Origin of the sequence: Micromonospora echinaurantiaca (assembly GCF_900090235.1) — a bacterium.
Classification (GTDB): domain Bacteria; phylum Actinomycetota; class Actinomycetes; order Mycobacteriales; family Micromonosporaceae; genus Micromonospora; species Micromonospora echinaurantiaca.
This window is the reverse complement of record NZ_LT607750.1, coordinates 6,253,253-6,276,059: the sequence shown is the minus strand read 5'-3', so window position 1 is coordinate 6,276,059 and position 22,807 is coordinate 6,253,253. Positions and strand designations below refer to the sequence as shown.

Annotated in this window: 29 protein-coding genes and 1 pseudogene; 15 read left to right on the top strand and 15 right to left on the bottom strand. The window is 73.4% G+C overall.

What is annotated here, in order from left to right; translation table 11 throughout:
- The first annotated feature begins 19 nt into the window (after positions 1 to 19).
- On the top strand, positions 20 to 484 hold the full coding sequence (locus tag GA0070609_RS28475; RefSeq protein ID WP_231928439.1) for an Lrp/AsnC family transcriptional regulator: 465 nt from the start codon (positions 20 to 22) through the stop codon (positions 482 to 484).
- A 32-nt stretch (positions 485 to 516) separates the two neighbouring features.
- Here GA0070609_RS28475 and GA0070609_RS28470 read toward each other — a convergent pair whose 3' ends face one another.
- Complete coding sequence (locus tag GA0070609_RS28470) at positions 517 to 708, bottom strand: DUF397 domain-containing protein (RefSeq protein WP_088996641.1); 192 nt, start codon at positions 706 to 708, stop codon at positions 517 to 519.
- A pseudogene (locus GA0070609_RS28465) lies at positions 696 to 1,443 on the bottom strand (DUF5753 domain-containing protein). Before GA0070609_RS28465 ends, GA0070609_RS28470 begins: the two are co-directional and overlap by 13 nt.
- A 374-nt stretch (positions 1,444 to 1,817) precedes the next feature.
- On the opposite strand from GA0070609_RS28465, the gene GA0070609_RS28455 reads away from it, so the two are divergent.
- The 4 genes from GA0070609_RS28455 (at position 1,818) to GA0070609_RS28430 (ending at position 4,987) form a co-directional block, all read left to right on the top strand.
- Positions 1,818 to 2,051 carry a hypothetical protein gene (locus GA0070609_RS28455; RefSeq protein WP_088996639.1) on the top strand — a complete coding sequence of 78 codons (234 nt, stop codon included), beginning with the start codon at positions 1,818 to 1,820 and terminating at the stop codon, positions 2,049 to 2,051.
- A 612-nt stretch (positions 2,052 to 2,663) separates the two neighbouring features.
- Positions 2,664 to 3,545 (top strand): thioredoxin family protein, encoded by an 882-nt coding sequence (locus tag GA0070609_RS28440; protein ID WP_088996636.1) that lies wholly within the window; start codon positions 2,664 to 2,666, stop codon positions 3,543 to 3,545.
- Positions 3,546 to 3,674: 129 nt separating this feature from the next.
- Positions 3,675 to 4,226, top strand: a complete 552-nt coding sequence (locus tag GA0070609_RS28435) for a SigE family RNA polymerase sigma factor (protein WP_088998018.1) — start codon at positions 3,675 to 3,677, stop codon at positions 4,224 to 4,226.
- Complete coding sequence (locus GA0070609_RS28430) at positions 4,226 to 4,987, top strand: hypothetical protein (protein WP_088996635.1); 762 nt, start codon at positions 4,226 to 4,228, stop codon at positions 4,985 to 4,987. Before GA0070609_RS28435 ends, GA0070609_RS28430 begins: the two co-directional genes overlap by 1 nt.
- 58 nt (positions 4,988 to 5,045) lie before the next feature.
- Here GA0070609_RS28430 and GA0070609_RS33745 read toward each other — a convergent pair whose 3' ends face one another.
- Genes GA0070609_RS33745 through GA0070609_RS28420 form a run of 3 tightly spaced genes read right to left on the bottom strand, consistent with a single transcriptional unit; the run spans position 5,046 to position 5,948 of the window.
- A complete protein-coding gene (locus tag GA0070609_RS33745) occupies positions 5,046 to 5,210 on the bottom strand; it encodes a hypothetical protein (protein ID WP_172899426.1) in 165 nt (54 codons plus the stop codon).
- Positions 5,211 to 5,262: 52 nt separating this feature from the next.
- The gene (locus tag GA0070609_RS28425; RefSeq protein WP_026874506.1) at positions 5,263 to 5,469 is read right to left on the bottom strand and encodes a helix-turn-helix domain-containing protein; all 207 of its coding nucleotides are present in this window, start codon (positions 5,467 to 5,469) and stop codon (positions 5,263 to 5,265) included.
- The gene (locus GA0070609_RS28420; protein WP_088996634.1) at positions 5,469 to 5,948 is read right to left on the bottom strand and encodes a DUF2975 domain-containing protein; all 480 of its coding nucleotides are present in this window, start codon (positions 5,946 to 5,948) and stop codon (positions 5,469 to 5,471) included. The genes GA0070609_RS28425 and GA0070609_RS28420 overlap by 1 nt, the downstream gene beginning before the upstream one ends.
- A 168-nt stretch (positions 5,949 to 6,116) precedes the next feature.
- Here GA0070609_RS28420 and GA0070609_RS28415 point away from each other — a divergent pair, with 168 nt between their 5' ends.
- Entirely contained in the window at positions 6,117 to 6,830 is a 714-nt protein-coding gene (locus GA0070609_RS28415; protein ID WP_088996633.1) for a GAP family protein, read from the top strand.
- A 13-nt stretch (positions 6,831 to 6,843) separates the two neighbouring features.
- Here GA0070609_RS28415 and fdhD read toward each other — a convergent pair whose 3' ends face one another.
- Positions 6,844 to 7,698 carry a formate dehydrogenase accessory sulfurtransferase FdhD gene (gene fdhD, locus GA0070609_RS28410; protein ID WP_088996632.1) on the bottom strand — a complete coding sequence of 285 codons (855 nt, stop codon included), beginning with the start codon at positions 7,696 to 7,698 and terminating at the stop codon, positions 6,844 to 6,846.
- A gap of 6 nt (positions 7,699 to 7,704) precedes the next feature.
- Between fdhD and mobA the strand changes: the two genes are divergently transcribed.
- The 3 genes from mobA to GA0070609_RS28395 all read left to right on the top strand — a co-directional run bounded on the left by mobA (position 7,705) and on the right by GA0070609_RS28395 (position 9,892).
- On the top strand, positions 7,705 to 8,427 hold the full coding sequence (mobA, locus tag GA0070609_RS28405) for a molybdenum cofactor guanylyltransferase (protein ID WP_231928931.1): 723 nt from the start codon (positions 7,705 to 7,707) through the stop codon (positions 8,425 to 8,427).
- Positions 8,424 to 8,690 (top strand): DUF6457 domain-containing protein, encoded by a 267-nt coding sequence (locus tag GA0070609_RS28400; protein WP_088996630.1) that lies wholly within the window; start codon positions 8,424 to 8,426, stop codon positions 8,688 to 8,690. Before mobA ends, GA0070609_RS28400 begins: the two co-directional genes overlap by 4 nt.
- Positions 8,691 to 8,782: 92 nt before the next feature.
- Positions 8,783 to 9,892: a T3SS (YopN, CesT) and YbjN peptide-binding chaperone 1 gene (locus GA0070609_RS28395; protein WP_088996629.1), complete on the top strand. Its 1,110-nt coding sequence runs from the start codon at positions 8,783 to 8,785 to the stop codon at positions 9,890 to 9,892.
- Between the two features lie 61 nt (positions 9,893 to 9,953).
- Here the strand turns inward: GA0070609_RS28395 and GA0070609_RS28390 are convergent, their stop codons facing one another.
- Positions 9,954 to 11,840: a beta-propeller domain-containing protein gene (locus GA0070609_RS28390; protein WP_088996628.1), complete on the bottom strand. Its 1,887-nt coding sequence runs from the start codon at positions 11,838 to 11,840 to the stop codon at positions 9,954 to 9,956.
- Positions 11,841 to 11,968: 128 nt separating this feature from the next.
- Complete coding sequence (locus GA0070609_RS28385; protein WP_088996627.1) at positions 11,969 to 12,427, bottom strand: Lrp/AsnC family transcriptional regulator; 459 nt, start codon at positions 12,425 to 12,427, stop codon at positions 11,969 to 11,971.
- 59 nt (positions 12,428 to 12,486) lie between these two features.
- On the opposite strand from GA0070609_RS28385, the gene ddaH reads away from it, so the two are divergent.
- A complete protein-coding gene (gene ddaH / locus GA0070609_RS28380; protein WP_172899425.1) occupies positions 12,487 to 13,320 on the top strand; it encodes a dimethylargininase in 834 nt (277 codons plus the stop codon).
- Between the two features lie 78 nt (positions 13,321 to 13,398).
- Here ddaH and GA0070609_RS28375 read toward each other — a convergent pair whose 3' ends face one another.
- Positions 13,399 to 14,595: an ABC transporter substrate-binding protein gene (locus GA0070609_RS28375; protein ID WP_088996625.1), complete on the bottom strand. Its 1,197-nt coding sequence runs from the start codon at positions 14,593 to 14,595 to the stop codon at positions 13,399 to 13,401.
- Positions 14,596 to 14,674: 79 nt separating this feature from the next.
- Positions 14,675 to 15,472, bottom strand: coding sequence for an alpha/beta hydrolase family protein (locus GA0070609_RS28370; RefSeq protein WP_088996624.1), 798 nt, complete (start codon positions 15,470 to 15,472; stop codon positions 14,675 to 14,677).
- An 84-nt stretch (positions 15,473 to 15,556) separates the two neighbouring features.
- On the opposite strand from GA0070609_RS28370, the gene GA0070609_RS28365 reads away from it, so the two are divergent.
- A complete protein-coding gene (locus tag GA0070609_RS28365; RefSeq protein WP_088996623.1) occupies positions 15,557 to 16,156 on the top strand; it encodes a bacterial proteasome activator family protein in 600 nt (199 codons plus the stop codon).
- Between the two features lie 15 nt (positions 16,157 to 16,171).
- Here GA0070609_RS28365 and GA0070609_RS28360 read toward each other — a convergent pair whose 3' ends face one another.
- Both GA0070609_RS28360 and GA0070609_RS28355 read right to left on the bottom strand, forming a co-directional pair.
- Complete coding sequence (locus tag GA0070609_RS28360; RefSeq protein WP_088996622.1) at positions 16,172 to 16,984, bottom strand: HAD family hydrolase; 813 nt, start codon at positions 16,982 to 16,984, stop codon at positions 16,172 to 16,174.
- Complete coding sequence (locus tag GA0070609_RS28355; RefSeq protein WP_088996621.1) at positions 16,984 to 17,805, bottom strand: HAD family hydrolase; 822 nt, start codon at positions 17,803 to 17,805, stop codon at positions 16,984 to 16,986. Before GA0070609_RS28355 ends, GA0070609_RS28360 begins: the two co-directional genes overlap by 1 nt.
- A 206-nt stretch (positions 17,806 to 18,011) precedes the next feature.
- Between GA0070609_RS28355 and GA0070609_RS28350 the strand changes: the two genes are divergently transcribed.
- Positions 18,012 to 18,533, top strand: coding sequence for a GNAT family N-acetyltransferase (locus tag GA0070609_RS28350; protein ID WP_088996620.1), 522 nt, complete (start codon positions 18,012 to 18,014; stop codon positions 18,531 to 18,533).
- Positions 18,534 to 18,554: 21 nt separating this feature from the next.
- On the opposite strand, the gene GA0070609_RS28345 is transcribed toward GA0070609_RS28350, so the two are convergent.
- Positions 18,555 to 19,286: a hypothetical protein gene (locus tag GA0070609_RS28345; RefSeq protein WP_088996619.1), complete on the bottom strand. Its 732-nt coding sequence runs from the start codon at positions 19,284 to 19,286 to the stop codon at positions 18,555 to 18,557.
- 113 nt (positions 19,287 to 19,399) lie between these two features.
- Between GA0070609_RS28345 and GA0070609_RS28340 the strand changes: the two genes are divergently transcribed.
- From GA0070609_RS28340 to GA0070609_RS28330, 3 genes are all read left to right on the top strand, one after another.
- The gene (locus GA0070609_RS28340) at positions 19,400 to 19,831 is read left to right on the top strand and encodes an OsmC family protein (protein ID WP_088996618.1); all 432 of its coding nucleotides are present in this window, start codon (positions 19,400 to 19,402) and stop codon (positions 19,829 to 19,831) included.
- Positions 19,832 to 19,943: 112 nt separating this feature from the next.
- Positions 19,944 to 20,291 carry a metallopeptidase family protein gene (locus GA0070609_RS28335; RefSeq protein WP_172899559.1) on the top strand — a complete coding sequence of 116 codons (348 nt, stop codon included), beginning with the start codon at positions 19,944 to 19,946 and terminating at the stop codon, positions 20,289 to 20,291.
- Between the two features lie 115 nt (positions 20,292 to 20,406).
- The gene (locus GA0070609_RS28330; RefSeq protein WP_088996617.1) at positions 20,407 to 21,129 is read left to right on the top strand and encodes an AIM24 family protein; all 723 of its coding nucleotides are present in this window, start codon (positions 20,407 to 20,409) and stop codon (positions 21,127 to 21,129) included.
- Positions 21,130 to 21,171: 42 nt separating this feature from the next.
- Here the strand turns inward: GA0070609_RS28330 and pheA are convergent, their stop codons facing one another.
- Complete coding sequence (gene pheA / locus GA0070609_RS28325; protein WP_088996616.1) at positions 21,172 to 22,128, bottom strand: prephenate dehydratase; 957 nt, start codon at positions 22,126 to 22,128, stop codon at positions 21,172 to 21,174.
- A 10-nt stretch (positions 22,129 to 22,138) separates the two neighbouring features.
- Positions 22,139 to 22,675, bottom strand: coding sequence for a hypothetical protein (locus GA0070609_RS28320; RefSeq protein ID WP_088998016.1), 537 nt, complete (start codon positions 22,673 to 22,675; stop codon positions 22,139 to 22,141).
- Between the last annotated feature and the right edge of the window lie 132 nt (positions 22,676 to 22,807).

The following is a 22,807-nucleotide window of genomic DNA, read 5'->3' as shown; positions in this document are numbered from 1 at the left end:
TTCTAGAGATTGGGGTGCGGTGGACGACACGGACCGGGCGCTGCTGGCGGAGCTGCAGGCCGACGCCACGCTGCCGTACTCGGCCCTCGGTAAGGCGGTGGGACTGTCGGCGGGGTCGGCTCACGAGCGGGTGCGCAAGCTGCGCGAACGTGGGGTCATCCGCCGTACCACCGTCGATGTCGATCCAGCCGCCGTCGACCGCGGCGTGCTCGCCTTCGTCATGTTGCAGTCCAACGCCTGGATGGGTGACCCGCCGACCCGGGACGCTCTGGCTGCCATCCCGGAGATCCAGGAGGCGCACATCGTCGCCGGGTCCTCGTCGCTGCTGGTGAAGATCCGCACGCCGACCACCGAGCAGTTGCAGGCTGTGCTGCGCCGCGTCTTCGACATCGACGGTGTCACCGGCACCGAGACCATCGTCGTGCTCGAGACGTTCTTCGAACGACCGCTGAACGTCACCGATGATCCGGACCGGGCCCGGTAGGGGTCACACCCCCGTCGACGTGGCCAGCGGCGCTAGCCCTGCGTGAGGTGGGCGACGAACCTGCGCCAGGCTGCGGGCGAGAAGGTCAGGGTGCCGCCGTCGCGGTCGTTCGTGTCGCGGACGAGGACGACGCCGGGCAGGTTGTCCGCGACCTCCACGCACGCGCCGCCGTTCGAACTGCTGCGGGTGCTGGTGCGCCACTGTGCACCGGTCAGGTCATCCATGCTCGTGCTTTCAGGAGATCGATGGTTTGGTCTCGCGGAAGTGCAACCGACCTGACGGTATCCCAGACCGCCCAGAGAGGCACAACGTCGTTTGTGATCCGCCCCGCCGACTGATCATCGAGATAGCCCACCTCCTCGCCCTCGCGGGTGGTCGCGATGATGAACGGACCGGCCTGTCCCGGGTGAAGTCCTGCGCGTAGCGGCACCACGTGCACCATGACGTTGGGCCGCTGAGCCATTGCCACCATGTGGTCGAGTTGCGCCCCTAGGACTTCCGGATCGCCGCGGCGGAGAGCCGCTTCGTCGATGACGAACACTGTCAGCGGCGGGTGGGGACGGTCGAAGACGGCCACCTGTCGACGAAGGCGCATGCCGACGTGGCTCTCCGCATCCGTCAACAGAGGGCTGCTCGCAAGAACCGCCCGCGCGTATGCCTCCGTCTGTAGGAGACCGGGAATGACAGCCGATTCGAACCAGCGGAGTCCGGCGGCTTCGCGTTCGATGTCTGCCCACGGCCGAAACCAAGCTGGCTCCCGAGGCTTCAGCACATCCGGCCACAGCTCAACAACGTCCTTACCTCAGGATGGCCGCAACCTGGGCGCGATGCCGGGTCTGCGGGATTCGTCCGTGGCTCACCCAGCGCGCCGCCGTCTTCGGGTCAACACCGATCTGAGCTGCAAGGCTCTCGGCAGTCTCGCCTGCTTCGGCCATGGCGGCCTTCACCGCACGGTTCATCCCCAGCCCTTCATCGAACGTCCCGAACGTCCGAAGTACATACTGCAACGCAGTGTGCTCGTTCAACAACACTCGGCAAGGTGGCGTCAGGAGGGTGGCGGCCGGGAACCCGAACTCGGCAGCCGTCCCTCGGAGCCGCCCCGGCGAGGGGCGGGGCGGCTCCCTCACCCAGGGAGGCCACCCATGCGATTCAGGTTCTGGTGCCGTCAGCCCGTCGCCACGCCGCAGCCGACTCCGCCCCCGGCTGCCGTCCCATCGACCCGCAACGAGCGATCGACCTGGGCGCAGCCGACGGCAGTCTTCCCGACCGCGGGTCCGGGCCGCCCGGGCAACCTGACCCCCGCCCAGCGGTGGCGCGGCAACGGAGGCCGCTGATGAGCCTGACCATCGGCAGCACGATCCGGGTCCCCGAGGACTCCTACCGCTTCGGCACCGGGCCGCTCACGCTGCACGTCACCGAGATCCTCAGTCGCGGACCGTTCGAGGGGCACGTCTGGGCGGAGGTGCGCGGGCACGACGTACGCGAGGACGGGTCGCTCGCCGTCCGGGCGCGCTTCGCCTTCGTCCGGGTCGACCGGGTGCGCGTCGTACGCGTGGTGAGCCTGTGAGCCGCCGGTCCCCGTGACCACCTGCCCACCCGGCCGACCTGGCGCTGCCAGGCGTGCGGGATCGCCTGGCCGTGTTCGGCGGCCAAGCTGCGCCTGCTCGCCGAGTACCGGACGGACCGGGCGGCCCTGCTGGTCTACCTGGCCACGCTCCAGGCCGAGGCGGCCGTGGAGCTCCCCGAGCTGGATCACGCCGCGCCACCGGTCGCGCTGGCCGAGCGCTTCACCAACTGGGCGCGCCCGCGCGGATGACCGTTGTCGGTCCGGTACGCGCCGACGCGAGCGGGGCCGGCGCGTCGAGCGGAGTGGTGCCGCGTGGCTGGCGACCGCCCCCAGGGTCCGGGTGCGTCCGCTCACCGGCGACCGCGGGTCCGCGTCGCGGTACCTCGACCGGGTGAGTTGCCCGCCGTACCGAGTCGCGGTCGGTGCCGGCGCCGGGAGAATCGGCGGGTCCAGGGCCCGGGCCAGGGTGGACGCGGCCCCGACAGGTGAGGAGATCGGGTTGAGCTCATCCGCCAGCCGGTGTCCCGTCGCCGAGCAGACGCCCGACCGGTTGCCGGCGGCGCTGACCGGGCTCCTCACCCCGCGCCGCGACGAGCAGGCCGGCGGTTGACGATGCCGATCCCCGCGTTCCAGGTCCAGCGGTGGGTGAACTCGCCGCCGCTGACGCCGGAGGCGCTGCGCGGCCGGGTGGTGCTGATCGACGTCTGGGAGTACACCTGCGTCAACTGGATCCGCACCTCCCCGTACGTCAAGGCGTGGCACCGCGACTACGCGCCCGTCGGCCTGACCGTCGTCGGGCTGCACGCGCCGGAGTTCGAGTTCGGCCGGCACGCCGAGAACATCGACCAGGGCATCCGGGACCACGAGCTGACCTACCCGATCGCGCTGGACAACGACTTCCGGGTCTGGGCGGGCCTCGGCAACATCGCCTGGCCGGCGAGGTACCTCTTCGGCGCGGACGGGGATCTCGCCGACCGGTGGATCGGGGAGGGCGACTACGACCGCACCGAGGCGGAGATCCGCCGGCTGCTCCTCGCCACGGTGTCCGAGGCCGACCTGCCCCCGGTCACCCCGGAGGCGGCGGCCTTCGCCGCGGCCACGCCACCGACGTACGCCAACCTCACCGAGGAGACGTACGTGGGCACCGACCGCCGGGTGCCGGGCAGCTTCACGCTCACCGGCGACTGGCGCGACAGCGGCGAGTACGTCGAACTCGCCGGCGGCACCGGTGAGCTCGCCCTGCCCTTCAACGCCGGCGAGGTGAACCTCGTCGTCGACCCGGGACCGGACCGGCCGGTCCCGGTCAGCGTGCTGCTCGACGGCCAGCCGATCGGCGCCGAGCGCGGCGCCGACGTCGGCCCGGACGCGGTGGCCCAGGTCGACCGCGCGGCCATGATCCGCCTCGTCGCCGGTGCGTCCCGCGACGACCACCTGCTGACCCTGGTCACCGACCGACCCGGCTTCCGCGCGTACGCCTTCACCTTCGGCCCCTGAGCGACCCGGCCCTGCCTGCCGGCCCATGCCGGCGGCGGAGGTGAGCTGGCCCGGTGACAACCATCCGGCGGGTGCTGCCGTGGTGGAGGGTATGAGCATGCGAGTCGGTCGGATGTGAACGCCGAACCCATGGACGCACCAGAGGCTGTCGAGCTGTCTGGTGCGCAGCCACGCGTTCAGGCCGGGTCCTCGCGGAGCCGTGACAAGCAGTTCGAGGAGTTCGTGGCCTACGTCGGGCCGTATCTCCTGCGTGTCGCGCTGCTGCTGTCCGGCGACCTCGATCGGGCCGAGGACCTGTTGCAGACCACGTTCGAACGCACCTACCGGTCCTGGGATCGCGCCCTCAGCACCGATCCCCGGGCGTATGCCCGCAAGACTCTGGTGAACCTGCGGATCGACCGCTGGCGCGGCGTCCGCCGGGAGGTGCTCACCGCCCCGGACACGCTGCCCCAGCGCACCACGGCGAGCCACGCCGACGCCGTGGACGGACGCAACGATGTCGTGCGCGCCCTGGCGGCGCTCCCCGTCGCTCAGCGACGCGTGGTGGTGCTGCGTCACCTGCTCGACCTCACCGAATCCGAGACCGCCCGGGAGCTGGACATCTCGGTCGGCACCGTCAAATCCCACAACGCACGGGCCTTGGCCCGGCTGCGCACCCTGCTCACGGAAGGGCAGCAGTGATGGACCCCACCCGCGAGCCGCGGTCCACGGCGGCCGAGCCGACCTCCCCGAGTGGCACCCTGTCCGACGACGCCGTCGTGGCCCACCTTCGCGCCCGCGCCCCGGGCCTGCAGACCTCGCGGTTCGACGCGCGTACCGTCACCTCCCGCGCGCGCGGTGCGTTACGCCGCCGGCGGCTTCGGAACTCCATGATGGCTCTGGCCGGCGCGGCGGCCGCGTACCTGATGCTCGCGCTCGCCGGGCCGCTGCCCGTGCCCGGCGCCGGCACCGTGAGCGTCCCGGGGAGTAGTGCCATCCAGGCTCTGGCGGGACGATTCCTGCCGGTCGGCCCTCCCGGGCCCAGCCAGCGTCAGGCGGACGTGGACAGCCTCGAAACGGAGGTGCTGCCCGTGGTCGAGGACCTCAAGGTGTCCCTGTACCTCCTGGAAAGTGGGCCGTGCCGCATCCTGGAGTACCCCCGTGGCAACTACCGGGACGGCGATCCGGAGTGTGCGGACCTCGTGCCGTTCGACGCCGCGGCCCGGGCGGACTTCGACGAGGTGACAGACGCGGTCGAGCGGTCCGGTGTGGCGGTCGAGCGGATCTTCCGCGTCGGCGACGCGGTCGGCTTCCAGCTGCCGGACAACTCCTGGCAGTACAACTGGGAGTACGTGCACCTGCCTGGCGTCGACTCGCCACCACCGCTGACGGGGCGTCCGATCGAGGAACGGTGGACGCACATCCACGGCGACTGGTGGTTGCACCGCGTCTTCGACGACTGACCGCCCGCCCCAACGACACCGGATGCGCCGGTGCCGGCCCATGCCGGCGGCGGTACCGCTACCGGCTGCGCCGGACGGCCCGTACGCCGAACGCGATCGCGCCGACGGCCAGCACTACGCCCAGGAGTTGGAGGCCGGGCGAGTCGTCGGCCTCCCCGAGCACGACGCCGGCGACGCCGAGCGCGACGCCGAGGAGGGCGACGACGGCGAGGACGTACTTCATGGGTTCTCCCTTCGGCGACGGCGGACCCGCCGCTCATCCCGACGGGACGCGCTCATTCGTCGACCCACTCGAGCAGGTCGCCGGGCTGGCAGTCGAGCACCCGGCACATGGCTTCCAGGGTGCTGAACCGGACCGCCTTGGCGCGGCCGTTCTTCAGCACCGCGACGTTCGCCGGGGTGAGCCCGACCCGCTCGGCGAACTCGCCGACGCTCATCTTGCGCTTGGCCAGTTCGACGTCGATGCGGACGACGATGGGCATCAGATCACCGCTTCCATGTCGGTGCGCAGCGTGGTGGCCTGCCGCAGCAGCGCCCGCATGACCACCATCAACAGCCCCAGCACGGCGACGCCGGTGACCATCAGGAGCAGCACCAGGGGCGGCCCCGGGTCGTCCGCGTTGAAGCCGACGTAGAGGAAGACACCGACGAGCACCACCCAGGCGGCGGCGATGGCCCAGACGATCGCGTCCACCCAGACCAGCGAGGCCGGACTGAAGATGCGGTCGTGCTTGACCATGGTGAGCAGCTGCCAGGTGGACACGATCACCACCTGGGCGCAGAGCACCCAGAAGACCGCGAGGGCGGTCAGCGGCCACCGCAGGTACGCCTGGTCGGGCGACTCCTCGGCCATGTGCGCGAACTGCCCGGGCAGCGAGAAGGTCTGCAGCACGACCAGGATCCCGAACAACAACACGAGGAAGACCCGGAGAGGGGCCACCGCCCGATGCTCTGTGATCATGCATCGACTATCACTCGTTACCTATCGAATGTCAATAGATTCCGCGGTTCCCGGCGGCGAAGTTGACAGCAACCGCCGCGCGGTACGCCCGGCTCGTCCCCCAGGGGTGTCGATCGTCCGGGTGAACCTGGACAATGATCAGGTGCCCGCTCCCACCGTCGGCCGGTCATGAGCATCGGACTGCTGCTCGCGCTCGTCGGGCTGGCGCTGGTCGACAGCACCAGCATCGGCACCCTCTTCATCCCGGTCTGGCTGCTGCTCACCCCCGGCCGGGTCGACGCCCGGCGGATCCTGGCCTACCTCGGCACCATCGCCGGCTTCTACCTCGCGGTCGGCCTGCTGCTGGTCTGGGGCGGCAGCCGACTGGCCGACGCGCTCGGCGGCGCGTTGGACAACCGGCCGGTGCTCTGGGGGCAGCTCGTCCTCGGCGTCGGGCTGTTCGTGCTCAGCTTCCGCTACGACGGCAAGCGCAACCGGTCGGGCGGCGGTGCGGTGCTGCGCTGGCGGGACCGGGCCACCTCCGGTGACTCCTCGGTCCGCTGGCTGGTCGGGCTGGCCCTGCTCGCCGCGCTGGCCGAGGTGGCGACGATGCTGCCGTACCTCGGTGCGCTGGGCCTGCTGACCACCTCCGGGCTGGGCGCGGCGGCCGTGGTGGCGCTGCTCGCCGGCTACTGCCTGGTGATGGTGCTGCCGGCGGCGCTGCTGCTGGCCGCCCGGACGGCCTGGCCGGCCCGGATCGAGCCGCTGCTGGCCCGGCTGAACGGGTGGATCGTCCGGACCTCCGGCAGCGCGATGGGCTGGATCCTCGGCATCGCCGGGTTTCTGCTGGCCCGTGACGCCGCCGCCCGGCTGGAGCTGTTCGGCCGGTTCGTCGACCGCTGACCGGCGCGTCGCTTCAGACCGTGACCCGGTGCGGGTGGGCGTAGACGTTCATGGTGCGCCCGCGGAGGAAACCGACCAGGGTCAGCCCGGCCTCCTGCGCCAGATCGGCGGCGAGGGTGCTCGGCGCGGAGACCGCCGCGAGCACCGGCACCCCGGCCATCCACGCCTTCTGGGTCAGCTCGAAGCTCGCCCGCCCGGAGACCAGCAGCACGTGCCCGGCCAGCGGCAGCCGCCGTTCCCGGACGGCCCAGCCGACCACCTTGTCCACCGCGTTGTGCCGGCCCACGTCCTCGCGCAGCGCCACCAGCTCGCCGTCGGCGGTGAACAGGCCGGCCGCGTGCAGCCCGCCGGTGTGGTCGAAGCCCTTCTGCGCCGCCCGCAACCGGCCCGGCAGCTCCGCCAGGACCGCCGCCGGCACGCCGACCGGGTCGTCCGCCACCGCGAAGACCGACCGGGTACGCACCGCGTCGATGCTCGCCTTGCCGCACACCCCGCAGGAGCTGGTGGTGTAGAAGTTCCGGGCCGGATCGGTGGTCGGCTCCGGCACGCCGGGCGCCAGCACCACGTCCACCACGTTGTACGTGTTGGGCGTCTCCGCGCCGGCGCAGAGCTGCGCGGTGTGCACGTCGTCCGCCGACCGGATCAGCCCTTCGGTCAGCAGGAAACCGATCGCCAGGTCCAGGTCGTCGCCGGGGGTACGCATGGTGACCGCGAGCGGTCGTCGGCGCCCCGGCCCGGCCGGACCGACCCGGATCTCCAGCGGCTCCTCGACGCTCAGGCTGTCCCGGCGGCGGACGGCAGCGCGCCCGTCGGTCGCCGCGTCGAGGTCGATCCGGAGCACGCTCCGCCGGTCAGTCGCCCGTCCCATCCCGCCATCCTGCCCCGCCCGCCGAGCGGCCCGCAGGGCTACCGTGGCCGGGTGAGGGCGTACGCGGCGGTGGTGCTCGCGGGCGGCGCGGCGCGCCGGATGGGCGGGGTGGACAAACCGGTCCGCCCGGTCGGCGGCCGCCCGATGCGGGACCGGGTGCTGGCCGCCGTCGCCGACGCCCACCCCCGAGTCCTGGTGGGGCCGGCCGGGCCGGTGCCCGCGGGGGTCCTGGTGACCCGGGAGCAGCCGCCCGGCGGCGGGCCGGTGGCCGCCACGGCCGCCGGGCTGGCCCTGCTCGATCCGGACACCCCGGTCGTCGCGCTGCTCGCCGGCGACCTGCCGCTGCTCACCGGCGAGGCGATCGGCCACCTGCTCCGCCACCTCAACGCCGGGCCGGACGGGCGTCACCCGACCCCACTCGATCAGCGGCCGGCTGCCGAGCCGCCGGGGGCGGACACCGGCGGTCGACCCGGTGCCGAACCGGACGGGGCCTGCTTCGTGGACGCCGACGGGCGGCGGCAGACCCTCTGCGGGGTGTGGCGGGTGCCCCCGCTGCGGGCCGCCGTCGACCGGCTGGCCGCCGGGCGGGGGCTGGCCGGCGCCCCGATCCGCGCCCTGCTGGCCGGGCTGACCGTCCGCGAGGTGCCGTGGTCCGGTGCCGGCCCGCCACCGTGGTTCGACTGCGACACTGACTCGGACGTACGCCGGGCGGAGGAGTGGGTGCGATGACGGTGATGGACGACTGGGTCACGGCGGCGTGTGCCGAACTCGGTTTGGACCCGGCCCAGGTGCCGGTGCCGGCCGTGCTCGACCTGGCCAAGGAGGTGGCCCACCAGGTGCTGCGACCGGGCGCGCCGGTCACCGCGTACCTGCTCGGGCTGGCCGTGGGACGCGGCGCGGACCCGGCCGACGCGGCGGCCCGGCTCGGCGCGCTGGCCGGCACCTGGCCGGTCGAACTCGGCGCCGGCCGCCCGGACGACACCCCGGCCTGACCGCCCGCCGCCGCCGCTGTCCGATCCCGGTCGGGGCTGATTCGGCCTCCCGGCGTCGTGGGTAGGGTGACCCGTGACGGACGGAGGCGATCATGACGGCTGACCACCCCTCGGCGCCGACCGGTGGCCCGCCCGGCGGGATGCCGGAGCACCACGAGTCGATCCTGCTCGACGAGCCGAGCACGGCCGACCTGCGGGCGAAGGTGACCCAGGCGTGGCAGGAGTTCGCCCGGGCGTTGGCTGACCGGCTGGCCGCGCTGCCGGCCGGGGCGCACCTGGAGGTGACCCTCGACCCGACCGCCTCCGGCACCGGCGACGCCATCTACTCGGTCAGCGTGGACGCCGGCGCGGAGGGGGCGCTCGCCGCCCGGGCGGTCGGCAACGCCAGCCTGCCGCAGGGCTACCGCCTGGACCGCAGCGCGGTAGCGGACATGATCGCGCTGGGCTGGTCGCCGCCGGGCGTGGTGGAGGGCTCCGGCGAGTACTTCGGGCTGGACTCCTCGACCGCGGACGCCGCGCGGCTGTCCGCGCTGCTCTCCCGTACCCTGCGCGACGTTTACGGCGCCCCGCACCCCGCCTTCCTGGTCTACCTGGTGCACGACGCGGAGGGCGAGCCGCTGCCGGTCGAGCCGCTCGGCACCGCGCGCAGCGAGTTCGGCCCGGACCGGGACGTCGAGGCCGACCTGGACGAGGCGCTGGCGGCCGCGGCCGCCGCGAGCCAGTCCGGCGAGAGCGACGTGCTGGCCCTGGCCGAGCGGGTCCGCACGGTGGTGTCGACCATGCTGAAGTCGGATTCCGACCGGCTCCAGGTCGACTCGGACGGCGACATCAACATCCGGGCCGGCTCTGCGATGGTCTTCGTCCGGGTGCGCGACAACCCGCCCCTGGTCGACGTCTTCTCTCCGGTGCTCACCGAGGTCGAGCCGACCGAGCGGCTCTACGTCAAGCTCTCCGAACTGACCAACCGGATGCCGATCGGCCGGCTGTACTGCGCCGACGACACCGTCTGGGCGTCCATCCCGGTGTTCGGCCGCAACTTCCAGCCGACCCACCTGATGCTCGCCGTGCAGGTGATGACCGGCCTCGCCGACGAGTTGGACGACCGGCTGCACGGCGAGTTCGGCGGCAAGCGCTTCTTCGGTGAGGGCGACAAGCCGGTCAAGCGCGACGAGGGCGAGCACCGCACCGGCATGTACCTCTGACACCCCTCGGGGGTGGGACCCGGATTCCCCGAGAACCGGGTCCCACCCGTGGGGAGGGCGGTCAGGTCGAGGGGAGCCAGGCGAGGCTCCGCGCGGTGGTCGGGTCGGAGGCCCGCAGGCCCGCCTCGGAGACGGTCCAGAGCGTGCCGCCGACCAGCAGTGAGCGGCCCACCATGCCCGCGGTGCCCGGGTGGCGGACCGGGCCGACCTCGGTGATCGTGTCGCCGGTCACCCGGAGCAGGCGGACGTGGTCGTCGACCGGAAGGGCGACCAGGCCGCTGTCGGGGTGGTACAGGAAGGCGTGCGGGTCGAACTCCGCCGAGGAGTACGCGCCGGGCACGTGGTACTGGTCGAGCCGGCTCGGTCGGGCCGGGTCCCGGACGTCGAAGAGTGAGACCTGGAGCCCCTGCGTCCGTCCCCGGCGGTCGGCCTCCTGCCCCACGCCGAGCAGCCGCCCGTCGGGCAGTGGGTGCAGGTACGCCGAGTAGCCGGTGATCTTCAGCTCGCCGGTCACCCGGGGCGCGGTCGGCTCGGTCAGGTCGAGCGAGTAGAGCGGGTCGGTCTGTCGGAAGGTCACCACGTAGCCGACCTGGCCGAGGAAGCGCACCGAGTAGATCCGCTCCCCCCGGCCCAGGCCGGTGACCGCGCCGACCGGGGCCAACGTGCCGCCGTCGCGGCGCAGCACGCGTACGGCGGACTCCGACCGGGCACCGCCGGCCCGGCCGTCCTCGACGGTGGTGGCGACCCGCAGGTGCCCCTGCCACTCCGACAGTGCGTACTGGTTGATGAGCCAGCCGGGCACCGAGCCGGTGGCCAGGTACCGGGGGCGGCCCGGGGCGGCGGTGTCGAACTGGTGGATCTCGGTGACCTGCTCGGGCATCGCCCGGCCCCAGCGGGGCGAGCCGGGCCGGTCCGGCGGTCGCTGCCCGGCGAGGTAGAGGCTCTGCCCGGTGCCGTAGACGGTGTCCGCGTCGGCGGCCACGCTGACCGGGTCGCCGTCGCCGAGCCGCTCGGCGGCCAGGTCGAAGCTGAGCACGGTCAGCGTGGCGGCGCCGGAGAAGCGGTCCGGTCGGCTCAGCCGCTCGCAGCCGACCCGGCCGGTGTGCCGGAGCGTGCCGTCGGTCCACTCGTACGCCGGCAGCCAGGCGTCGATCCCGGCCGCCGCGATCACTGCCCGGTTGGTCGCGGTCCGCTGCGCGTCGGTGGCCCGTTCCGCGTACGGGAAGGTGAGCCGGGCCGTCGACCGGATCACCACCCGGGCGGTGCTCCCGGTCAGCCGGGCGTCCGCCAGGTGGCCCTGGATCCGGTAGGTCCCGGTCACCCGGGGCGCGCCGGTGAGGTCGACCAGGAGCAGCCGGGCGTCCGTGTCGGGGCGGCCGGCCGGTCGGGTAGCCGCGATGGCCGGCTGCACGTCCACGCCCGCGGCGAGCACCAGGGCGCGGTCGCCGTGCAGCAGCAGGTTCTGCGCCGACCAGCCGACCGGCGGGGTGGTCCGGGCCAGGTCGAGGCGGCCGGTGACCCGACGGGTGGCCGGGTCGACCACCCGCAGCACGCCGCCGGTGACCGTGACGATCCGCCGGCCGTCGGTCTTGACCAGGTCCGGCTCGTCCGCGTCGGCCTCGTGGTTGTTGGTGCCGGTGTGCTCCGGGGCCGCGGCGCCGGCCTCCCGCGCGCCGGGGGCCGCCTTCGCGTCCGCCCCGGCCGCGTCGAGGGCCACGGCGGTACGCCAGCCGCCGGAGAAGCCCCACGGGCCGACCGAGGCCGACGCGGCGGCGCGCAGTCCGGCGAGCGCCTCGGCGCAGGAGTCGAAGGAGACCAGCCGGAGTGCGGCCGGTGGCGGCGCCGGCGGCGGAACGGGCGTCGGCGCCGGCGCGGAGGTGCTGCCGGCGAGCAGGGCGAGCGCGACCAGCGTGCCGGCCGCGGCGGCGGTGGGAACTCCCCGTTTCATGGCCGGTTCGACGCCGGCCGTCCCGGCCCGGTTCCCGCCCGCCCGTCCGATCTCGCCGCCGCCGGCCGGGGTGACACGTCTCCGGTCGGCGGCGGTGCGTCCTGCGGACCGGCGGGTGGCGCGGAGGGTCAGCCGCCGGACGGACCGACGCCGGGGGACTCGACCAGCCGGGACAGCACGATGGTGCTGCGGGTGGAGGTCACGAACGGCTCGGCGCGCAGCCGTTCCAGCGCCGCCTCCAGGTGGGCGATGTCCGCCGCCCGCAGGTGCACCAGCGCGTCGGCCTCGCCGGAGACGGTGTACGCCCCGACCACCTCCGGGTGCCGGCGGGCGGCCACGCCGATCTGGGCCGGGGTGGTCCGACCGGCGCAGAACAGCTCGACGAACGCCTCGGTGGTCCAGCCGACGGCGGCCGGGTCGACGACGGCGGTGAATCCCCGGATCACCCCCGCGGCACGCAACCGGTCCACCCGGCGCTTGACCGCCGGGGCGGAGAGTGACACCCGGGTGCCGATGTCCGCGTACGAGGCGCGGGCGTCCGCCACGAGCAACGCAATGATCCGCTGGTCAACCGCATCTATCTGCAACGTTCCGCCTCTGGCATGCAATGGTTGTGGCTGTTACCAAAGTTGTACGGTACCTACTCTTGGTGACCGTGAACCAGCAGCGAGTTCCGCGAAAGCGGACATATCTCATGTGCTCGCCCGAGCACTTCGCGGTCGAGTACGCGATCAACCCGTGGATGGACGTGACCACGCCGGTCGACCCGGAGCTGGCGGTCAAGCAGTGGGATCGGCTGCGCGAGACCCTGGTCGGTCTCGGTCACGAGGTGCACCTGCTCACCGCCGAGCCGGGCCTGCCCGACATGGTGTACGCCGCCAACGGCGCCTTCGTCGTCGACGGGACGGTCTACGGCGCCCAGTTCAAGCACGAGCAGCGGACCGCCGAGGCGGCCGCGCACCGGGCCTTCTACGAGTCGCACGGCTGGCGGTTCATCGCGCCCAGCGAGACCAACGAGGGCGAGGGCGACTTCGCGTACCTGCCGGAGGCGCACGGCGGGCTGATCCTGGCCGGGCACGGCTTCCGTACCGAGCTGCCGGCGCACGCCGAGGCGCAGGAGGCGCTCGGCCGGCCGGTGGTGTCGCTGCGCCTGGTCGACCCGCGCTTCTACCACCTCGACGTGGCGCTGGCCTCGATCGACGACAGCAACATCGTCTACTTCCCGGGCGCCTTCTCCGCGGCCAGCCAGCGGGTGCTCACCCAGCTCTTCCCGGACGCCGTGGTGGCGGACGACGAGGACGCCATGACGTTCGGTCTGAACCTGGTCAGCGACGGCCTGAACGTGGTGCTCAACAGCGAGGCGACCCGGCTCGCCGGCAAGCTCAAGGCCGCCGGCTACCACCCGGTGCCGGTGGAGCTGGCCGAGCTGAAGAAGGGCGGTGGCAGCGTGAAGTGCTGCATCGCCGAACTGCGGCACTGAGCCGGACCCCACCGGCCGGTACGACCCGGGGCCGGCCTCCCGTTCGGGAGGCCGGCCCCGGCGCGTGCAGGGGGCCGCTCAGCCGAGCGTGGCCAGCTCGTTGATCAGGATGTTGGAGAGCACCTGGCCGTCGTTCTGCACCTCGCGCAGGTACCACTTCTGCTGCGGGGTGCGCGGCTGGTTGAACTGCCAGGTTCCGCGCGGGCTGTCGATCTGGCCGATCTTGCCGAGGGCCAGATTGACCTGCTGCGGGGTGGGCTCCCCCCCGGCGAACCGGATGGCCTGGTCCAGCACCTGCGCGGCGTCGTACGAGGCCATCGCGTAGGTGGTGGGGGACTGGTTGTGCTTCTTCCGGTACGCGGCGGCGAACCGGCGGTTGGCCGCGTTGTTGATGTCGGCCGAGTAGTTCAGCGCGGTCCGGATGCCCAGCGCGTACTGCTTGGGCTTGATCTCGTCGAGCACCGTGCCCTCGGTGAGGAAGCCGGGCGCGTAGATCGTCCCCTTGAAGCCGGCCTGGCGCACCTGCCGGATGAACTCGACCGCCGCCGGCCCGGAGAAGTGGCAGAACAGCGCCGCCGGCTTCCGGCTGAGCGCGGCCCGGATGTCGCTGGCGTATTCCGACTTGCTCGGGTCCGCCTTCGCCGACGTCCAGATCACCGGGTCCTTGATCCGCTGGTCGGAGCCGCCGAACTCCTCCCGGAAGCCGCGCACCACGTCCCGGCCGCCGACGTCGTCCGGCACGATGATGGCCAGCTTGTCGGTCGGCTTCAGCTCGTCCTTCAGGTAACGGCCGAGGGCCCGGCCCGCCTCGTCCAGCACGTACGACGTACGCCAGATGTAGACGACGCTCTGCAGGCTGGTCGGCGAGGCGTTGGAGCCCACCAGGGGCACCCGGGCCTGCTCGACGGTGTCCCGGATCCCCGCCATGACCTCCGAGTCGACCACGCCGGTGAGGGCGAGCACGCCCTCCTTGAGCAGGTCCTCGACGGCCTTCTTGCCGCTCGCGGGCGAGTCGCCCTCGTCGGCGGTCAGCAGGGTGACCGGGTGGTCGCCGAGGCGCTGTTCGTTGAGGTCCAGGAAGAGCTCGAAACCCCTGACGATCTCGACACCGATCGCCTTGAGGCTGCCGGTTTGCGGCGCGACCAGGCCGATCTTGATCGGGCTTGCGGTGGTGACCGGTTCGCCCTCCGAATCCGAGCCACATCCGGCTGCGAATCCGGCGGTACCCAGGGCGGTCAGCAGTTGTAGTGCCCGCCTGCGGTTCATCTGCGACACCGAGTTCCTTCCGGGAGCGTTGCAGCGCTGATCAGCGCCCCCTCGGCGTTCTACCTGCTTGGCGACGCTGCGTCAATGCTTAGTGATCTTCGCGCAAGCTTCGGAAAGCGGTTGTTATCTCGGGCCAGGCCGACGACTCCGGGTCGATGAGCCCGAAGTGTTCGCATTCTGGCAGCTCGACCAGGCGGATGTCGCCCCTTGCCGCCCGGCTGGCGGCGACGAAACTCCGGCTCATCGCCACCGGAACCTGCTCATCCAGCGTGCCGTGCACGACTACTGTGCGTGTTTGAAGCGGTACCGCGGACCGCGGGTCGGCCGCCGCGTACCGGTCCGGGAACTCCGCCGGGCCGCCGCCGAGCAGCGCGGCCACCGCGCCGCCGTCCAGGTCCAGCCGGTACGCCTCGGCCAGATCGCTGACCGGGGCCAGGGCCAGCACGCCGCCGACCGCGGCCGGGACGGTGGCCGCCGCGTACAGCGCCAGGTGGCCGCCGGCCGAGTGGCCGACCAGGATCGGCGCCCCGGCGCCGACGAGGCCGGGCATGGCGTCGGCCGCCAGCCGGGGCAGCGCCGCCACGCCGGCCGCCACGTCGGAGAGCGTCCCCGGCCAGCCACCGCCGGGCTGACCGGTCCGCCGGTACTCCAGTTGGGCCACCGGGTGACCCTGCGCGGCCAGCGCGGCGGCCAGCGGACCGGTGTGACTCCGGTCGTACTCGGCCCGCCAGAAGCCGCCGTGCACCACCACCACGAGCGGCCGGGCCGGCCCGCCGCCGGCCGGGCGGCGCAGGTCGGCGAGCTGGTCGGGGTGCTCGCCGTAGGCGACGGTGTGGTCCGGCGCCGGTGCCGGACGGGTCAGGACGGCGCGGGGGTCGGCGGGCATGGCGAGACGGTAGCGCGCCCGCCCGGGTGGTTCCCGGCCGGCGACCCGGTCCCGGCGAGCACCGGCGGGGTCGGCTGGGTAAAGATGGATCCCATGACCGAAGCGCGCTCTGGACAGAACGAGGAACCGGGTCCCGGCGACGCCGGCCACGCCGGCACCGTGGTGGTGGTCGGCCCGGACGGCCGGCCGGTCGGCACCGTGCAGACCGAGGAGGGACAGGGCGAGGACCCGACCCGGCTGGTCGAGCAGCCGGCCAAGGTGATGCGGATCGGCAGCATGATCAAGCAGCTGCTGGAGGAGGTCAAGGCGGCTCCGCTGGACGACGCCAGCCGCAACCGGATGCGGGAGATCCACGAGCGCTCCATCGTCGAGCTCAAGGAGGGCCTCGCCCCGGAGCTGCGCGAGGAGCTGGAGCGGATCTCGCTGCCCTTCACCGAGGAGCAGACGCCGAGCGAGGGTGAGCTGCGCATCGCGCACGCCCAGCTGGTCGGCTGGCTGGAGGGCCTGTTCCACGGCATCCAGGCGGCCCTGGTCGCCCAGCAGATGGCGGCCCGGGTCCAGCTGGAGCAGATGCGCTCCGGCCGGCAGGCGCTGCCCAGCGGCCCCGGCGGAATGGTTCCCGGCATGCCGGGGATGGGTCAGCCGCAGGGCAACGACGGGCACAGCACCGGCCAGTACCTCTGACGGCCGCCGACCGGCTCAGCCGACCCCGAAGACCTGCTCCAGGTACGCCGCCACGCCGTCCGCGGAGTTCGCCGAGGTGACCTCGTCGGCGATCTCCAGGACGGCGCGGTGCGCGTTGGCCACCGCCACCCCACGGCCGGCCCAGGTCAGCATCGGCACGTCGTTGGGCATGTCGCCGAAGGCCAGCACGTCCCGGGCGTCGATGCCGAGCCGGGCGCAGTACCAGGCCAGCCCGGCCGCCTTCGTCACCCCGGCCGCGGAGATCTCCACCAGCCCCGAGTACGACGAGTGGGTGGCCTCGGCCAACCCCTCCAACGCCCCGGCGACGAGCGCCAGGAACGCGTCCGGGTCCTGCTCCCCGGCGCGCGCCAGCAGCTTCACCGCCGGGGCGGCGAGCAGCTCCTCGGGCGTCTCGACCGCCCGGATCGCGTCGAGGTCGGCGTCCCAGCGCAGCGGGTAGTGCGCCTCGTGCCGCATCTGCCGGCTGTCCACGATCTCCACCGCGAAGCTCACCCCGGGCACCTCGGCCCGCAGCCGGCGGGCCACCTCGGCGAGCAGATGCGGGTCGAGCGGGTCGGCCCGGAGCACCTTGTCGGCGACCGGGTCGTAGACCACCGCGCCGTTGGCGCAGATCGCTGGCAGCGGCTCGGCGAGCTGGTCGTACACCAGCTCGAGCCAGCGGATGGGACGGCCGGTGACCAGCACGACGGGCGTGCCCCCGGCGGTGATCCGGGCCAGCGCCGCCGCCGTGCGTGGACTCACCGTCCGGTCGTCGGCCAGCAGGGTGCCGTCGATGTCGGTGGCGATCAGCCGGGGTGTCTCTGCCATCAGCGGGACAGTAGCCGATCGAGGTACACCGCCACCCCGTCGTCGTCGTTGCGCAGGGTGATCTCGTCAGCGGCCGACCGGACCGCCGGATGGGCGTTCGACACCGCCACCCGGGCCCAGCCGGCCCACTCGAACATCGGCAGGTCGTTGGGCATGTCCCCGAAGACCAGCACCTCGGCCGGGTCCACCCCCAGGGCCTGCGCCACCACGGCGAGCCCGGTGGACTTGTCCACCCCGGGCGGGCAGATCTCGACGAAACCGAGCCCGGCCTGGGTGAGCGTCGCCACCTCCGGCGGCACGATCCGTCGCGCCCGCGCGAGCAGTTCGTCGACGTGGTGGTCGGCGGTCCGGACGAACGCCTTGATCACGTCGCCGGAGAGGCATTCCGCGCGGCTGCGCGCCTCGAACGCGTCCTGGTAGGGCCAGCTCGGGTGGTAGTCGCCCCAGAGCGGCGCGTCGTGCTCGTCCGACGCCTCCACCATCACGGTCAGCGGCCCCACCGCCGCCTCCAGCTCGGCCAGCAGTCGGGCCAGCACCTCCCCGGCGAGCCGCTCGTCGCGCAGCACCACCGGACCGGCCGGATCGCTCTGGTCCACCACCCGGCCGCCGCCGGCCATCACCAGGAAGTCCGCGGCCCGGATGTCGTTACGGGTCAGCTCGGTCAGCCGGGGGCCGCGGCCGGTGGCGCCGACCACCGGGATCCCGGCGGCCCGCACCCGGTCGAGCACCTCGTGGGTGTACGCGGAGACGGTGTCGTCGCTGCGGACCAGCGTCCCGTCGAGATCGGTGGCGATCAGCTTGGGCAGTCCCGGGCGGGTCATCGTTCCTCCTTCGCCCGCCGCCGTCGCAGCCAGCCGTCGAGGTCGTGACGTGCCTCGACCCTTCCGACGGCGGGCAGCAACCGTACCTCGCGGAACCGGCCGCAACCATGGCTTCCCGGCGAATCGGATGCCAACGGACGGCACACCCCGGGTGACGTTCCGCGCCCCGCCCCGGCGGCCCGCCGCGGCGGTCGTACGGTTACCGGATGGCAGAGCGGGACTGGCCGACGGCGGAGGTCATCGGCACCGAACGGCTGGTGCTGGAGCCGCTCCGGGTCGACCACGCCGCGGAGCTGGCCCCGCTCCTCAACGACCCGGTGCTGCACGAGTACATCGGTGGCCGGCCGGCGACCCCCGACGAGCTGCGCGAGCGGTACCGGCGGCAGGTCACCGGGCGCTCACCCGACGGCAGCCAGGGCTGGCTGAACTGGGTGGTCCGGCACCGGGACACCGGCGCGGCGGTCGGCACCGTGCAGGCCACCCTCCGGCTCGACGGCGACCGGCCGGTGGCCGAGCTGGCCTGGGTGATCGCCGCCCCGCAGCAGGGTCGCGGCTACGCCGGCGAAGCCACCGCCGGCATGGTCGGCTGGCTGGAGGGGCACGGCGTACAGGCGCTGCTCGCGCACGTGCACCCCGACCATCGAGCCTCCGCCCGGGTCGCCGAGCGGCTCGGGCTACGCGCCACCGAGGTGGTGGTGGACGGCGAGATCCGCTGGGCGAAGCCGTGAGCCCGGCGGCCCGCCGGCCGGTCAGATCGGCGGTTCGGGGCGGGCGAACGGGATCGCCGGCCCCACGGTGAGGTCGGCGGGCGGGGGCAGTTCGTCCGCCTCCGTCGCGTGGCCCGAGCGGCGTCGGCGGCGCACCGGCCCGGCGGGCTCCTCGTCCGCCGCGTCGCGCGGCGGCGCCGCGCCGGCCGGGGCCAGTTTGAGCGCCGCGGCGAGCAGCGCGCAGGCGACGAACGCCATCACCAGGCCCCGCCCGTACTCGACCCGGAAGCCGTCCTCGGTCGAGTAGAAGAGGGTGCGCTGGCTGGTGTCGTCGAGCGTGGCGGCCGTCGCGGCCAGCAGGGCGAGCAGCGCCCCGGCCAGGGTCAGCCCGGCGATCCGGGCGTTCGTCCGGACGGCGGGGGTGCCGCGCAGCGCGAGCCCCACCGCGCTGGCCAGCGCGAGCAGCCCGACCAAATAGCCGACCCCGAAGCCGCCCACGTCGGACACCCCGCCGGGCACCCGGATCGAGGTGTTCCCCTCTGGGCCGCCGTTGGGCAGGGTCATCACCAGCCACTCGCCGAGCAGCGACGCCACGGCGGCCACCGCGCCGAGCGCGGCCAGCAGCGGGGGCAGCCTGCGGTCCGCAGCGAGGCCGGCGAGCAGCCGACCGAACCGGCCCGCCGCCGGGGCCGGCTCCGGCGCGCCCCACTCCACGACGGCCGTACCGTCGTCGGACCGGTCTTCCTGTCGTGGGATGGGGAGATCCTGGGACATCGCCTCACCCTTCCGCGTTCGCGGGCCTGAGCCGAATCATGACACAGCCGGCAGGGTGGGACGTGGATCGCGAACGGTCGCAGGGGGGCACCGGTTTCGGCTAGCGTCGGTGCATGCCTATCCGTACCGCTTCCGCACGTTGGCAGGGCAACCTCACCGAGGGGTCCGGCACCGTCCGCACCGGCAAGGGCGGACTCGAGGGGAACTACTCCTTCAAGTCGCGTTTCGAGGAGGGTGAGGGCACCAACCCCGAGGAGCTGATCGGCGCCGCCCACGCCGGCTGCTTCTCGATGGCCTTCTCCAAGGCGCTCGCCGACGCCGGCTCGACGCCGACCTCGGTGGAGACCACCGCCAAGGTCCACCTGGACAAGACCGACGCCGGGATGACCGTGACCCGGATCGAGCTGGACACCGTCGGTCAGGTCCCCGGCATCGACGACAGCGAGTTCCAGAAGCTCGCCGAGGCGGCCAAGGCGAACTGCCCGATCTCCCGCCTGCTGTCGCCGGGCGCCGAGATCACCCTCACCGCCCGCCTCACCTCCTGACCTCTCCGCGCGAAGAGTGGCCATCCGGCGCCGGATGGCCACTCTTTTCGGCCCCGCCCGATCTTGGCGGTGCCGCGGTGCGCTGCCGGTCGGGCAGAATGGGCGGGTGCCGGTGGAGATGAGCCGCGAACGCTTCGAGGAACTGGTCGGCGACGCCCTCGACGAGGTCCCCGAGGAGCTGCTCGGCCTGATGAGCAACGTGGTCATCCTGGTCGAGGACGACCCGCCGCCCGGTGACGAGGAACTGCTCGGCCTCTACGAGGGGCACGCCCTCACCGAGCGGGGCTGGGACTACGCCGGGGTGCTGCCGGACCGCATCCTGATCTACCGCCACCCGATCCTGCGCATCTGCGACACCGACGACGACGTGATCGACGAGGTCGCGGTGACCGTGGTGCACGAGATCGCGCACCACTTCGGCATCGACGACGAGCGGTTGCACGAGCTGGGCTGGGCCTGAGGGCCGCCGGGACCGGCGGCCGGGGTTGGCCGGCGGTCCCTGACCGGCCGATACCGCCGGTTGCGGGTCTGACCTACCTTCGCAGGCAGGCATCACGACCTCAGGAGGCATTTCCATGCGCAGCGAGCTGTTCTCAGCGGAGAACCTGGAGAAGGAGTCCGCGCAGCCCGGCATGCGGCTGCAGAACTCCAAGATGTTGAAGATCGAGCTCAACGGTGAGGCGATGGCCCGGGTCGGGTCGATGGTCGCCTACCAGGGGCAGGTGCAGTTCCAGGCGCTCGGCTCGGGCGGGCTCGGCAAGTTCCTCAAGCAGAAGCTCACCGGCGAGGGCGTGCCGCTGATGAAGCTCACCGGCCGCGGTGACGTCTTCCTCGCCGACTTCGCCAAGGACGTGCACGTCATCGACCTCGAACCGGGCGACGCGCTCTCCATCAACGGCTCCAGCGTGCTGGCCTTCGACTCGACCCTCCAGTACGACATCCGGATGGTCCAGGGCGCCGGCATGGCCTCCTCGTCCGGCCTCTTCAACTGCGTCTTCACCGGCCACGGCCGGATCGCCATCACCACCAAGGGCACCCCGGTGGTGCTGAACGTGGACGCCCCCACCTACGTCGACCCGCAGGCGGCGGTCTGCTGGTCGGCCAACCTGCAGACCGGCTACCACCGCGCCGAGCAGCTCGGCCTCGGCACGCTGCTCGGCCGGCGTACCGGCGAGGCGTTCACGATGACCTTCGCCGGTCAGGGCTTCGTGGTGGTGCAGCCGTCCGAGGAGCCCCCGATCATGGGCAGCGGCGCCCAGGAGCAGCAGGGCGGCCTGCTCGGCGGCCTGCTGAGCTGACCCGTCCGGGGCGTCCTGCCACTCCGGTGGGGCGCCCCGGACTCAGCTCAGCTCGCCGGCCCGCAGCCGGGCCAGCCACGCCGCGGCGTCCGCGTAGTCGGTGTCGGAGAGCCCAGCGGGGGCCGGGACCGGCCGCTCACCCGCCGGCCCGGCCCAGCGGTGCCGGGGGTACGAGCCGAGGAAGCGCACGTCGGCGCAGACCCGCCGGAGCCCCTGCAACGCCTCACCGAGCCGGACGTCGGCGACGTGCCCGGTGCAGTCGAGGAAGAAGACGTACCGGCCCAGCGCCTCGCCGGTCGGCCGGGACTCGATGCGGGTCAGGTTGACCCCGCGGACGGCCAGCTCCATCAGCACCGACAGCAGCGCGCCGACCCGGTCGTGGGCGATGTAGACGGCCAGCGAGGTGACGTCGTCACCGGTCGGCGGCGGGGGCGGGCCGGGGCGGGAGACCAGCGCGAACCGGGTCACCGCGTCCGGGTGGTCGGCGATCTTGTCGGCCAGCACGGCCAGCCGGTGCCGGGCGGCCCCGATCGGGGCGCAGATCGCCGCGTCGTAGTCGCCGGTCGCGGCACCGGCCGCGGCGGCGCCGTTGGAGAGCACGTCGACCACCACCGCGTCGGGCAGGTGCGCCCGGAGCCAACCCCGGCACTGGGTGGACGCCTGCGGATGGGCGGCGACGGTCCGCACCGAGGTCAGCGACGTGCCGGCCCGGGCACCGAGGACGAACTCCACCGGCAGGATCACCTCGCGGGTGATCACCAGCGGCTCCCCCTCGGCCAGCTCGTCCAGGGTCACTCCCACCGCGCCGCCGATCGAGTTCTCCAGCGGCACCAGGGCGGCGTCCGCCTCACCGGCCCGTACGCTCTCCAGCGCCTCCCCGACGCTGCGAGCGGGCGTACGGGTGCCGCGCTCGGCGGCGGGGACGGTGCGCAGCGCCTGCTCGGCGAAGGTGCCCTCCGGCCCGAGGTAGACGAAGCGCGTCGGCGGTGTACCCGGCATGGCGACCAGCCTACGCACCCGGTACGCCGAGCGTGCCGCCCTCGCAGGCCAGGTTCCGGATCCCGGGCGGGCTGGCCGCCCGCACCTCCACCGTGCACACGTCGGTGCCGGCGGTGACCAGCCGCGGGGCGCTTCCCGAACCCCGGGTGACCACCTGGAGCTGCTCGTGGCCGGTCACGTCGAGCACCGTGTACTGCCACTCGGCGGCGCAGAGCGGTCCGCTGACCACCCGGACCCGCACGTCCCGGGGGAGCACCCCGCCCCGGCCGCGCACCAGGTCGATCACCCGCGCGCCGGTCGGCCCGGACGAGCAGGCCACCGCGACCAGTCCGGCGTCGGCCGTCGGGGTGGGCGTGCCGAGCCCAGGCAGCCCGGTCGGGCCGACCGGGGGCGGTGCGGTGCCGGTCGGCGTCGGGGCGGCCGTCCGGCTCGGCGTGCTCGCCGGCCCGGGTGAGGTGGTACGCAGCTCCGGTGGGGTGCCGCAGCCGGCGAGCACCCCGGCGACCAGCGCGACGACCACCGCCGGCCACCGGCCCGGTGCCGGCAGCCGGACAGGGCGGTGCGCTCCGTGCGGGGCGCGGCGGGGCGGGGTGGACGGCACGGGGTGACCTCAAACATCGGTGGTCGTCGTCGCGGCCGGGGGTGGCCGAGCCCATCGTAGGAGGATCGGCCGGCGCGG